The 12,075-nt window shown below is 54.3% G+C and carries 10 protein-coding genes; 3 read left to right on the top strand and 7 right to left on the bottom strand.

Annotated elements, in window-relative coordinates; all coding sequences use genetic code 11:
• The first annotated feature begins 52 nt into the window (after positions 1 to 52).
• The 3 genes from V9K95_RS06650 (at position 53) to V9K95_RS06660 (ending at position 2,536) form a co-directional block, all read left to right on the top strand.
• Positions 53 to 1,009 carry a tyrosine-type recombinase/integrase gene (locus V9K95_RS06650; protein ID WP_115054430.1) on the top strand — a complete coding sequence of 319 codons (957 nt, stop codon included), beginning with the start codon at positions 53 to 55 and terminating at the stop codon, positions 1,007 to 1,009.
• 21 nt (positions 1,010 to 1,030) lie between these two features.
• A complete protein-coding gene (locus tag V9K95_RS06655) occupies positions 1,031 to 2,092 on the top strand; it encodes a TraB/GumN family protein (protein WP_307281306.1) in 1,062 nt (353 codons plus the stop codon).
• A gap of 93 nt (positions 2,093 to 2,185) precedes the next feature.
• Positions 2,186 to 2,536 carry a hypothetical protein gene (locus tag V9K95_RS06660; protein ID WP_336440361.1) on the top strand — a complete coding sequence of 117 codons (351 nt, stop codon included), beginning with the start codon at positions 2,186 to 2,188 and terminating at the stop codon, positions 2,534 to 2,536.
• A gap of 65 nt (positions 2,537 to 2,601) precedes the next feature.
• On the opposite strand, the gene lpdA is transcribed toward V9K95_RS06660, so the two are convergent.
• The 7 genes from lpdA to sucC all read right to left on the bottom strand — a co-directional run bounded on the left by lpdA (position 2,602) and on the right by sucC (position 12,042).
• Complete coding sequence (gene lpdA, locus V9K95_RS06665; RefSeq protein WP_336440360.1) at positions 2,602 to 4,008, bottom strand: dihydrolipoyl dehydrogenase; 1,407 nt, start codon at positions 4,006 to 4,008, stop codon at positions 2,602 to 2,604.
• A gap of 29 nt (positions 4,009 to 4,037) precedes the next feature.
• The gene (locus V9K95_RS06670) at positions 4,038 to 4,565 is read right to left on the bottom strand and encodes a hypothetical protein (RefSeq protein ID WP_115054434.1); all 528 of its coding nucleotides are present in this window, start codon (positions 4,563 to 4,565) and stop codon (positions 4,038 to 4,040) included.
• A gap of 6 nt (positions 4,566 to 4,571) precedes the next feature.
• The gene (locus V9K95_RS06675) at positions 4,572 to 5,210 is read right to left on the bottom strand and encodes a LysE family translocator (RefSeq protein ID WP_336440359.1); all 639 of its coding nucleotides are present in this window, start codon (positions 5,208 to 5,210) and stop codon (positions 4,572 to 4,574) included.
• Positions 5,211 to 5,382: 172 nt separating this feature from the next.
• The gene (gene odhB, locus V9K95_RS06680; RefSeq protein WP_115054436.1) at positions 5,383 to 6,675 is read right to left on the bottom strand and encodes a 2-oxoglutarate dehydrogenase complex dihydrolipoyllysine-residue succinyltransferase; all 1,293 of its coding nucleotides are present in this window, start codon (positions 6,673 to 6,675) and stop codon (positions 5,383 to 5,385) included.
• Positions 6,676 to 6,742: 67 nt separating this feature from the next.
• Positions 6,743 to 9,754, bottom strand: a complete 3,012-nt coding sequence (locus tag V9K95_RS06685; protein WP_336440358.1) for a 2-oxoglutarate dehydrogenase E1 component — start codon at positions 9,752 to 9,754, stop codon at positions 6,743 to 6,745.
• Positions 9,755 to 9,927: 173 nt separating this feature from the next.
• Positions 9,928 to 10,842 (bottom strand): succinate--CoA ligase subunit alpha, encoded by a 915-nt coding sequence (sucD, locus tag V9K95_RS06690; RefSeq protein WP_115054438.1) that lies wholly within the window; start codon positions 10,840 to 10,842, stop codon positions 9,928 to 9,930.
• Positions 10,843 to 10,845: 3 nt separating this feature from the next.
• Complete coding sequence (sucC, locus tag V9K95_RS06695) at positions 10,846 to 12,042, bottom strand: ADP-forming succinate--CoA ligase subunit beta (RefSeq protein WP_307281321.1); 1,197 nt, start codon at positions 12,040 to 12,042, stop codon at positions 10,846 to 10,848.
• Positions 12,043 to 12,075 lie beyond the last annotated feature (33 nt).

Here is a 12,075-nt window from a genome sequence, read left to right on the forward strand (position 1 = left end):
TCGTAAGGGTTCCTATGCCATTGTCCGCATAACAAAGCCGAGGAGCGATGCCGTGGGTGTCCAACCGAAAACCGAACAATTTCTTATTTCCGCGCGCCCCGATCTGATCGATGCGCGCGAAAACTGGCTGAAGTCGCTCAAGAACACGCGCCGCCTCGCAACAAACACGCTTGAAGCCTATGAACGTGACACGAGGCAATTTTTCCAGTTCCTGACTGGCCATCTGGGTGAGCCTCCGGCCCTGAAAGATGTTGCGACGTTGCGGATCGCCGATCTTCGCTCATTTCTGGCGCGGCGGCGCAACGATGGTGCGGGCGCACGCACGCTCGGACGCGGGCTTGCCGGTATCCGCTCCTTCCTGCGCTATCTGGAAAAGCAGGGGATGGCCAATGCAGCGGCCTCCATCGCCATGCGTGCGCCAAAACAGCCCAAATCACTGCCAAAGCCGCTAACAACAATCGACGCACGGCGCGTTGTCGAGATTGGCGGGCAGCTCAATGAAGAGCCATGGATCGCAGCTCGCAATGCCGCCGTGCTGACACTGCTCTATGGCTGTGGCCTGCGCATTTCCGAAGCGCTCGGATTGGATGGTGGAGCATTGACCGATCCCGATGCCCGCTCAATTCCCATTACCGGAAAGGGCGGCAAGACACGCATGGTTCCCCTGCTTCCGATTGTACACCGGGCGATTGCGGAATATCGCAAGCTTTGCCCCTATGATTTGGAGGAAGGCAAGCCGCTGTTTCGCGGTGCGCGCGGCGGCGATCTGCATTCGGCCATAATCCAGCGCGATATGCAGAAAATGCGTGGAGCGCTGGGCCTGCCTGATACTGCAACGCCACATGCGCTACGCCATTCCTTTGCGACGCATTTGCTGGGTCGTGGCGGTGATCTGCGGACCATTCAGGAACTGCTCGGTCATGCCAGCCTTTCAACGACACAGGTCTATACGGGCGTCGATACGGATCGCCTGATGGAAATTTACGACAAAGCGCATCCCCGCGCGTGATTGAAGCAGTTGAGACTATTGATGGACAATAATATTTCGTCTCCATTTGACCATTATGCCGATGCCTTGTTGCGGCTTTGCGCGGGATTGAGCTGGCTTCTGCTGGCATCATTTTTCGCCGTGGTTTTCAGCGCTGGCTATGCCCGCGCGGACGAAACGTGCGCGGGCAGTAATCTGATAGAGGAAATGGCCAAATCGGACCCTGCAAAACTTGAAACATTGCGCAAAGAGGCCGCCACCACACCCAATGGCCATGGGCTCCTCTGGAAAATCGAAAAGCCCGGCATCAAACCTTCCTGGCTTTACGGCACAATGCATCTGACTGATCCGCGCGTTCTGAAGCTCTCCGATGCGGCTCAAGCGGCTTATAGTGCCGCCGATCCGATTGTGATCGAAACAGATGAAATTCTGGATCCCAAAGGCATAATGAAGGTAATGGCCGAGTCGCCGGAACTGATGATGTTCACAGATGGAACGACCTTGGAAAAGGTCATCCCCGCAGACAAGCTGGATGGTGTCAAAGCCGCCCTTTCAGAACGGGGAATTCCGTTGAGCTCTGTAAACAAGATGCAACCCTGGATGCTCACAAGCATGCTTGCCCTACCCGCCTGTGAAATGGCCCGGAAAAAGCAGGGTGCCGCGTTTCTCGATATCAAGCTCGCACAGGAAGCCAAGGAAAAAGGCAAGCAGATTGCCGGACTGGAAACGATCCGCGACCAGTTAGGGGCCATGGCGTCGCTGCCTGCAAAATTTCATATTGATGGCGTGGTTGAAATGCTGGCGCTTGGACCGAAGATGAAAGACATATTCGAGACAATGACCGTTCTTTATGTGCAGGGTGATATCGGCATGATATTTCCGCTCATGCGATCAGTGTCGCCCGACGGCACAGCCAGCGGCCAAAATTATGCGGAATTTGAAGAAAAAATGGTCAGCGCACGCAATCGAACCATGGCGGAGCGTGCAGAGCCAATAATTGCCAAAGGAAACGCATTTATAGCTGTCGGTGCTTTGCATCTTCCCGGCGAACAAGGCTTGGTATCTCTTCTCAAAGAGCAAAACTATACAGTGACAGCGCAGTAGAGCGCGGAACAGGCATAAAGGGTTCTGGAACTTTACAGCATGCCATCCGTTATCCATTCATCGGCATCGCTTGAATGCCATGGAGGATAGAACATGACCTACGATCCAAATGTGCAACGACCGGCAAATGATCCGTTGGACCCGGCCAAAACAGATCGGCCTTCTACAGTTATCAACAATAAGTCCGGTAGTGGCGGAACCTATCTGGTTGCTGCCATCATTATCGCTGCAATCGTTATCGGCGGTTATTACTTCCTGAACGGGAATACCGAAATGAACGCTCCGGCGCCGACGGCGCCAGCCACCGATACCACAACGCCGCCAGCACCGGCGCCGGCTGAACCTCCGGCATCAACTGCACCGGCTCCTGCCGAACCTGCTCCTGCGCCAGCTCCCGCCGAGCCCGCACCAGCCCCGGCGCCTGCACCAGCCCCTGCTAATTAATGCGGTGAACTATAATAAAAAGGCCCGAATGTTCGGGCCTTTTTTGTGCAGTTTTTTTGACAAAGTTACATATGGATAGGCTTGGCGAATGTGGCCAATGCGGCTTCGCGCACGGCTTCCGACATTGTCGGATGCGCATGCGTTGTACGCGCCAGATCCTCAGATGAGCCGCCAAATTCCATGAGAACCGTTGCCTCGTGAATCATCTCTCCGGCACCATAGCCAAGAATATGAACGCCCAGAACGCGATCTGTGGCCTTGTCAGCAAGAATTTTAACGAAACCGTCCGTATGCAGCATGGCACGGGCGCGGCCATTGGCAGTGAACGGAAATTTACCCGACTTATATTCGATACCAGCCGCCTTGAGTTCTTCTTCCGTTTTACCAACAGAAGCAACTTCCGGCTGCGTATAAACAACGCTTGGAATGGCATCAAAATTGACATGACCAGCCTGTCCGGCGAGAATTTCGGCAACCGCGATACCTTCGTCTTCCGCCTTGTGCGCCAGCATGGGACCCTTGACCACATCTCCAATGGCATAAATGCCGGAGACATTGGTCTGCCAATGATCGTTGATGGCAACGCGGCCGCGATCATCCACCTCGACACCTGCCTCTTTAAGACCGAGACCGTCTGTGTAGGGTCTGCGACCTGTGGATACGAGAACAACATTGGCCTCGATTGTCTGGGCATCGCCGCCTTTGACTGGCTCAAAAGTTACCTTTGCACCCTTGCCGGATTTCTCGACAGCGGTCACCTTGGCGGAGAGTTTGAATTCAATGCCCTGCTTTTCGAGCATGCGCTGGAACTGCTTCGAGACTTCGCCATCCATTGGTCCGAGAATCTTGTCAAGGAATTCGACCACTGTCACCTTGGCGCCAAGGCGCGCCCAAACCGAGCCAAGTTCCAGACCGATAACACCACCGCCAACGACAACAAGATGGTCCGGAACAGCCTCTAGCTCCAAAGCACCGGTTGAAGAAATGATGACCTTCTCATCAAAAGCAACATCAACGCCCGGAATGCCTGCAACATCGGAGCCAGTGGCAATCACGATATTCTTTGCTTCGACTTCCTGAACCTTGCCATCTTCACCGGTTACTGAAACTTTACCCGCGGCAACGACCTTGCCGGTACCGATGAACGTGTCGATCTTGTTTTTCTTGAACAGAAACGCAACGCCATTCACATTGGCATCCACGGTCGCCTGCTTATGGGCAAGCATGGCCGGTAGATTGAGCTTTGGCGTACCCACATCAACGCCAAGCGTCGCGTGGGAATGCCCAGCCTCATGGAAAACCTCAGAAGCGTGGAGCAAGGCCTTTGAAGGAATACAGCCAATGTTCAGGCAAGTGCCGCCAAAGGTTGCGCGCTTTTCAATAACGGCGGTTTTTAGCCCGAGCTGTGCTGCCTTGATTGCGCACACATAGCCACCGGGGCCTGATCCGATGACGACGACATCATATGCCATGATTGATTCCTTTGCTTTAACTCACATAGTTATTGTTGGGGAACGCATTCTTTGAAGCGGAACACTTCCCACGGAAACGTTTCGATCGGCTTTTCCAGCTTGAAGTTGAAATTGCTCATTGCGCCGGAGAGATTGGGCATCAGCAAAGCTTGCGCTGCCGGCTCCTTGGCTTGTGGAAGATAGTCGGCTTGTGCGCCGTCTTTCAGCGCATAAGGCACGCCCTCCCACACTGTACAAGCCGCCAGTTCATCACCTGTCGCATCGCCGCTTGGGCAATTATACATAATCAGCGCATTGGGCCTTGCAGCTTCGTCATGCATGACAACACCTTGAAGCTTCAAATCCGCGTCATTGCGCTGCAGGACAAACTCGTTTGATGTTGCAACAGGCTGATCTTCGGGAAAGTGCTTGAATGTCAGCGTGTAGTCATCGTCGCGGTCGGTATAGACAGCCCGATCCTGCGTACATGCGGCATAGGCCGAAGAGGCAAACAGAACTCCGAGCGCAGATATGGCAGCAAGACCTTGTTTTCTGGCGTTGGGGAAAAAAACAGTCATAGCGCTCTAGCTTGCCTGGCTGGTCGCGAGCTTGATACCGAGCCCGATGAAAACCATGCCGGTTACGCGATTGAACCACTTGCCCCAGGATACAAAGCGATCCCGCACTGACTGGATCGTAAAGAAGGTGGAAACCGCAACGAACCATGCAATCAGCGCAAGCGCCATGAACACGCCATAGCTAGCCTGAATTAAAACCGGTGTTTCATGACTGACCAGCGCCGAAAACAATGACAGGAAGAACAGGACGGCTTTCGGATTCAGCGCGTTTGTCACGAAACCCATGAGGAAAGAACGCCCATCGGAAATCTTCTTCTGCGGAACATTCTCGACGACATCCGCCGGTGCTTCCATGGCAGGTGCACGCAGGGCCTTGATCCCGAGATAAACGAGATAGGCCGCACCCGCCCACTTCAGCAAGCCAAACAGAAGCAGCGATTTTGATACAAGCAGACCAAGCCCGAGCACAGTGTAGCTAATGTGGAAAAGCAGTGAAGAGCCAATGCCGAAGCTCGTCATGATAGCGCTGCGGCGGCCATGCACGATGCTCTGCCGGACAACAATGGCAAAGTCAGCTCCGGGCGAGACGATCATGATCGAAAAGACCGCCATCAGACCAAGGAATTCGTACATGTAGTGCGACATGCTTATTCTCCAGAGACGACATACTGGTGCCGGTCTGCTCCCGACCCGAGAGCAACCGGCACAGTTTTATTGCTTAGAGCATTTTGCGTTTTGAGATTCAAAACGACGCTCTAAACCTTTATTTTACGCAATTCCGGACGGAAAACCGCTACACACTTTTCCTGGAATTGCTCTAGAGATCGAGAACGAGACGCTCCGGATCTTCAAGGCTTTCCTTGACGCGAACGAGGAAGGTAACTGCTTCCTTGCCGTCAACAATACGGTGGTCATAGCTCAAAGCCAGATACATCATCGGGCGGATGACAATCTGACCGCCAACCACAACCGGACGATCCTGAATCTTGTGCATTCCAAGAATACCGGACTGCGGTGCGTTAAGGATCGGCGAAGACATGAGCGAGCCATAGACGCCACCATTGGAAATGGTGAATGTGCCGCCCTGCATATCCGCCATCGACAGCGCGCCATCGCGTGCAGCTTTACCCAGACGGCCAATATCCTTCTCGATTTCCGCAATGGACATCTGGTCGGCATTACGCACGACCGGAACGACAAGGCCCTTATCCGTGCCGACGGCAACGCCGACATGGGCAAAATTCTTGTAGATGATGTCGGTGCCGTCAATCTCGGCATTAACCGCAGGAATTTCCTTCAAGGCATGGGTGACAGCCTTGGTGAAGAAACCCATGAAGCCGAGTTTGACACCATGCTTCTTCTCGAAAATTTCCTTGTAGCGGTTACGAAGGTCCATGACCGCAGACATATCCACCTCATTATAGGTGGTAAGCATGGCAGCCGTGCTCTGCGCATCCTTGAGTCGGCGCGCAATGGTCTGGCGCAACCGTGTCATCTTCACGCGCTCTTCGCGCGAAGCATCATCTGGCGCGGAAGCCGGACGGGCAACGGCCTTCGGTGCTTCTGCAGCAGCCGGTTGCGACGTAAAGCCCTTGGCAACGGCATCAAGAACATCACCCTTGAGAACCTGGCCTCGCTTGCCGGAGCCTTCGACCTGCGAAACAGATACACCTTTTTCGCTCAACAGCTTGGAAGCAGCCGGGGAAGCTGGCATTTCACTGGGCTTGCGCTCGGAAATAGGCGTATTGCCTGCAACCTGAGCAGCCTTGTTTTCTGCCTCACCTGTGGTTGCCGCTGAACCTGGGCCGGATGCCTGTGCTACCGCGTCAGGCTTGGCTTCTTCTTTCTTGGCAGGTGCAGCGGCCGCGCCCTCGCCGGAGCCGATCATGCCAAGCAAGGCGCCAACTTCAACCGTATCGCCTTCCTTGGCGGTAATTTCGGCAAGCGAACCAGCAGCCGCAGCGGGCACTTCAATGGTCACTTTGTCGGTCTCAAGCTCGACCAGCGGTTCGTCGACAGCAATAGCTTCGCCGACCTTCTTGAACCATTTGCCGATTGTTGCTTCGGAAACGGATTCGCCCAGTGTTGGGACGCGGATTTCGGTTGCCATATTCTCAGCTCTCGTTGATCTATTTTAACTGCTCAAAGCGACGTCACGCCGCTCTATCTTTGTTTACTTATGAACCCAGAGCATCTTCAAGGAATGCTTCAAGTTGTGCAAGGTGCTTGGACATCAGGCCGGTCGCCGTTGAGGCTGCGGCAGGACGTCCGGTGTAACGGACCCGCTGATGCTTGGCATCAATATGCGCCAACACCCATTCCAGATAAGGATCGATAAAGGCCCAGGCACCCATATTCTTGGGCTCTTCCTGACACCAGACCATCTCCGCATTGCGGAAACGCGAGAGTTCAGTGATCAGCGCCTTGGCCGGGAACGGGTAAAGCTGTTCGACGCGCAGCAGATAAACATCATCGATACCGCGCTTTTCCCGCTCTTCGTAAAGATCGTAATAGACCTTGCCGGAGCAGAGAACCACACGGCGGATTTTCGAATCCTTCTGCAGCTTGATCGGCTGATCCTTCAGCAGCTGCGCATCATCCCACAACAGACGGTGGAAGGAGGAATCGCCGGTGAAATCGCTGATCGACGATACCGCACGCTTATGACGCAGCAGAGATTTCGGCGTCATCAGGATCAGCGGCTTGCGGAAGTCGCGTTTCATCTGGCGGCGCAGAATATGGAAGTAATTTGCAGGTGTTGTGCAATTTGCAACCTGCATATTGTCTTCCGCACAAAGCTGCAAATAGCGCTCAAGACGAGCTGAAGAGTGCTCCGGACCCTGACCTTCATAGCCGTGTGGCAGCAGGCAAACCAGGCCCGACATACGCAGCCATTTACGTTCACCCGATGAGATGAATTGGTCGAATATGACCTGCGCGCCATTGGCAAAGTCACCAAACTGAGCTTCCCAAAGGGTAAGCGCGCGCGGATCGGACAGCGAATAGCCATACTCAAATCCAAGGACAGCCTCTTCCGAAAGCATCGAATTGATGACTTCGTAAATAGCCTGACCTTTTTGAAGATTGTTCAGCGGAATGTAGCGTTGTTCCGTGTCCTGATCATAGAGCACCGAATGCCGCTGGCTGAAAGTACCGCGCTCGACGTCCTGACCTGACAGGCGAACGGGATGCCCCTCAATTGCCAGTGAGCCGAATGCCAGTGCTTCTGCCGTCGCCCAATCGAAACCTTCGCCGGTCTCGACCATCTTGGCGCGATTATCCTGAAAGCGCTGAATGGTGCGGTGAACATTGAAGCCCGCTGGCACTTCTGCCAGCTTCTTGCCGATTTCCTTGATGGTCTTCAGCGGAAGCCCCGTTTTGCCACGGCGCTGCTCATCAGCATTATCTGCTGTGCGCAAGCCGCTCCAGGCGCCATCCAGCCAATCGGCCTTGTTGGGCTTGTAGTGTTGACCGGCCTCAAATTCCTGCTCGAGGTTTTCGCGCCATGTGGCGCGCAGCTTTTCAAGATCGGCTTCAGTAATCAGGCCTTCTTCGATCAGCTTGGAGGAATAGAGCTGTACAGTCGTTTTCTGGCCGCGAATGGTCTTGTACATCAGCGGCTGCGTGAATGCAGGCTCATCGCCCTCATTATGGCCGAAGCGGCGATAGCAGAACATATCAATGACGACCGGCTTGTGGAAGGTCATGCGATATTCGGTGGCAATCTTCGCCACATAAACAACGGCTTCCGGATCGTCACCATTGACGTGGAAAATCGGCGCCTCAATCATCTTCGCCACATCGGATGGATAGGGCGAGGAACGCGAGAAACGCGGATTGGTGGTAAAGCCGATCTGGTTATTGATGATGAAATGCACCGTACCGCCGACGCGATGACCGCGCAGACCGGAAAGGCCAAGACACTCGGCAACAACGCCCTGACCAGCAAATGCCGCATCGCCATGCAGCAGCAGCGGCATGATCTTGGCACGCTCGGAAAGCGGCACAACTTCATCACGGTCACGGCCGGCGAGCAGATCCTGCTTGGCACGGGCCTTACCCATGACAACCGGATTTACAATTTCCAGGTGCGAGGGATTGGCTGTCAGCGACAGATGCACCTTGTTGCCGTCAAATTCGCGATCCGACGAAGCACCAAGATGATATTTTACGTCGCCCGAACCTTCCACGTCATCCGGTGCGTAAGAACCGCCCTTGAACTCGTGGAAAATGGCGCGATGCGGCTTGCGCATGAACTGGCTAAGCACATTGAGGCGTCCACGGTGAGCCATGCCAAGGACGATTTCCTTGAGGCCCATCGAGCCGCCACGCTTGACAATCTGTTCCAGCGCCGGAATCAGCGATTCCGCACCATCAAGACCGAAGCGCTTGGTGCCTTTATATTTGACATCAATGAACTGTTCAAAGCCTTCAGCCTCGACCAGCTTGGAAAGGATCGCCTTCTTGCCTTCTGCGGTAAAGGCAACGCCCTTATCCGGGCCTTCTATGCGTTCCTGAATCCATGACTTTTCCACCGGATCGGAAATGTGCATGAACTCCACACCGATCGTCGAGCAATAGGTGCGCTGCAGGATATCGAGCATCTGCGGAATGGTCGCATATTCAAGACCCAGCACATTATCGATGAAGATCTTGCGGTCATAATCGGCTGGTGAGAAACCGTAGCTCTCTGGCGACAGCTCGTTATAGTCTTCCTTGACCTCGGCCAATCCCAGCGGATCAAGCTTGGCATGTAGATGACCACGCATGCGGTAAGCCCGGATCATCATGATGGCGCGAACAGAATCGCGCGCCGCATGAATGATATCGGAGTCAGATGCCTTCGCTGCGGCAGCGCCGTTTGTTGCCGCTGCGCCGTTGGCGCCTTTCGACTTCAGCTTGTCCGTAATGTGCTTTTCGACTTCGCCCCAATTGCCATCAAGAGCAGAAACCAGCTCGCCATTACCCGCGATTGGCCAATTTGGCTTTTCCCAGGACGCACCCTTGGCGTTCTTCTGGATATCGTCTTTATTATCGCCGAGATTGGCAAAGAATTCCTGCCATTCAGCATCCACCGATGCCGGGTCTTTCTCGTATTGTGCGTGAAGTTCCTCGATATAATGGGCATTGCCACTATAGAGAAATGAAGTGAGGGCAAAAAGATCGTTGGCCTGTTCTTGACGTGCCATATTCGTGACCGGAGCTGTGCCCCGTCTCCCTTGATAAGAGCGCACCGGCCTTCCGGTGCCACCCTGGGTGAGGCTCGCTCAAGCTATGAGCGTCCCCGCGGATTGATCAGGGCAGCAACTGCCCCGATCCTTCTTAGCTCTGATAAAGGCGAAAGTTCGCCTCCTTTAAGGTCTTATCCCTTAAGGACTTCGACCAATGTCTTTCCAAGCTGCGCAGGCGATGGCGAAACGCGGATACCCGCTGCTTCCATTGCTGCGATCTTGTCTTCAGCGCCGCCCTTGCCGCCGGAAATAACTGCGCCGGCATGACCCATGGTACGTCCGGGAGGAGCCGTACGTCCGGCGATGAAACCGGCCATTGGCTTCTTGCGGCCGCGCTTTGCTTCATCAGCAATAAACTGCGCTGCGTCTTCTTCCGCCGAGCCGCCGATTTCACCGATCATGATGATCGACTTGGTTTCTTCGTCAGCTAGGAACATTTCCAAGACGTCGATGAACTCGGTGCCCTTCACAGGATCACCGCCGATACCGACAGCTGTTGTCTGGCCAAGGCCTTCATTGGTCGTCTGGAACACTGCTTCATAAGTAAGCGTGCCGGAGCGCGATACAACACCCACCGAACCCTTCTTGAAGATATTGCCCGGCATGATGCCGATCTTGCATTCTTCAGGGGTGAGAACACCCGGGCAGTTCGGTCCGATCAGGCGTGACGACGAACGGTCAAGGCGAGCCTTGACGCGAACCATATCCATGACCGGAATGCCTTCGGTGATGCAGATGATCAAAGGAATCTCTGCTTCAATGGCTTCCAGAATGGCTTCTGCCGCGCCTGCTGGCGGAACGTAGATCACTGAAGCATTTGCGCCGGTCCGGTCCTTGCCTTCGGCAACCGAAGCAAAAATCGGCAACTGCGCGCTCGAACCGGTAGGCAGATTGCCTTCCCAGGTCTCGCCACCCTTCTTCGGGTGAATGCCGCCAACCATCTGTGTACCGTAATAGGCAAGAGCCTGTTCGGTGTGGAATGTGCCGGTCTTACCGGTCAGGCCCTGAACGAGAACCTTGGTGTCTTTGTTAACAAGAATAGACATGCCTTAGTTTCCCTTCACAGCCTTGACGATTTTCTGCGCCGCATCATCCAGATCATCGGCGGAGACGACATTCAGACCACTTTCATTGATGATCTTCTTGCCGAGTTCAGCGTTGGTGCCTTCGAGGCGAACAACCAGCGGCACCTTGAGGCCAACTTCCTTGACCGCAGCGATAACACCTTCTGCGATGATGTCGCATTTCATGATGCCGCCGAAGATATTGATCAGAATACCTTTTACAGCTGGATCAGCAGTGATGATCTTGAACGCAGCCGTTACCTTCTCCTTGCTGGCACCACCGCCAACATCAAGGAAGTTTGCTGGTTCCGCGCCATAGAGCTTGATGATATCCATCGTTGCCATGGCAAGACCTGCACCATTGACCATGCAGCCAATATTGCCATCAAGAGCGACATAGGCGAGGTCATATTTGGATGCCTCGATTTCCTTCTCGTCTTCTTCGGTGGTGTCGCGCAGCTCGACCACATCCGGATGACGGAAGAGAGCATTGCCATCAAATGAAACCTTGGCATCCAGAACACGCAGACGACCGTCTTTCATGACGATCAGCGGGTTCACTTCGAGCAGGCTCATGTCCTTCTCGGTGAAAGCCTTGTAGAGAATCGGGAAAAGCTTTTCGCCATCGGCGCGTGCTTCGCCGCTCAAACCATAAGCATCGCTAATCGTCGCGATATCTTCTGCCGTAACGCCCTTTTCAGGGTCGATTGCAACAGTGATGATCTTTTCAGGCGTATCGTGAGCAACAGCTTCAATATCCATGCCGCCTTCCGTGGAAACCACGAATGCGGGACGGCCAACAGCACGGTCGACCAGGATCGACAGATAAAGTTCGCGATCAATATCAGCGCCATCTTCGATGTAGAGGCGGTTGACCTGCTTACCAGCGGGACCGGTCTGCTTGGTAACCAATGTGTTGCCGAGCATTTCCTTGGCATTTGCAACAACTTCCTCGACGGACTTGGAGAGGCGCACACCGCCCTTTGCATCCGGACCGAGTTCCTTGAACTTGCCTTTACCGCGCCCACCGGCATGAATCTGGCTCTTCACCACATAAAGCGGACCGGGCAGTGTCTTTGCCCATTCTTCCGCCTGCTCGACCGAGTAAACGGCAACACCATTGGCGATTGGCGCACCAAATGTGTGCAGCAGACGCTTGGCCTGATATTCATGAATATTCATATGATATTTCCTCTACGAATAATCCTGAGCCGT

Source organism: Phyllobacterium sp. CCNWLW183 (assembly GCF_037203775.1).
Classification (GTDB): Bacteria; Pseudomonadota; Alphaproteobacteria; order Rhizobiales; family Rhizobiaceae; genus Phyllobacterium; species Phyllobacterium ifriqiyense.

Coding starts and splice junctions, on each gene's coding strand:
- odhB (WP_115054436.1), bottom strand. CDS start 6,675: ATGGCAACCGAAATCCGCGTCCCAACACTGGGCGAATCCGTTTCCGAA.
- V9K95_RS06655 (WP_307281306.1), top strand. CDS start 1,031: ATGGACAATAATATTTCGTCTCCATTTGACCATTATGCCGATGCCTTG.
- V9K95_RS06660 (WP_336440361.1), top strand. CDS start 2,186: ATGACCTACGATCCAAATGTGCAACGACCGGCAAATGATCCGTTGGAC.
- V9K95_RS06685 (WP_336440358.1), bottom strand. CDS start 9,754: ATGGCACGTCAAGAACAGGCCAACGATCTTTTTGCCCTCACTTCATTT.
- V9K95_RS06675 (WP_336440359.1), bottom strand. CDS start 5,210: ATGTCGCACTACATGTACGAATTCCTTGGTCTGATGGCGGTCTTTTCG.
- V9K95_RS06670 (WP_115054434.1), bottom strand. CDS start 4,565: ATGACTGTTTTTTTCCCCAACGCCAGAAAACAAGGTCTTGCTGCCATA.
- sucD (WP_115054438.1), bottom strand. CDS start 10,842: ATGTCTATTCTTGTTAACAAAGACACCAAGGTTCTCGTTCAGGGCCTG.
- lpdA (WP_336440360.1), bottom strand. CDS start 4,008: ATGGCATATGATGTCGTCGTCATCGGATCAGGCCCCGGTGGCTATGTG.
- sucC (WP_307281321.1), bottom strand. CDS start 12,042: ATGAATATTCATGAATATCAGGCCAAGCGTCTGCTGCACACATTTGGT.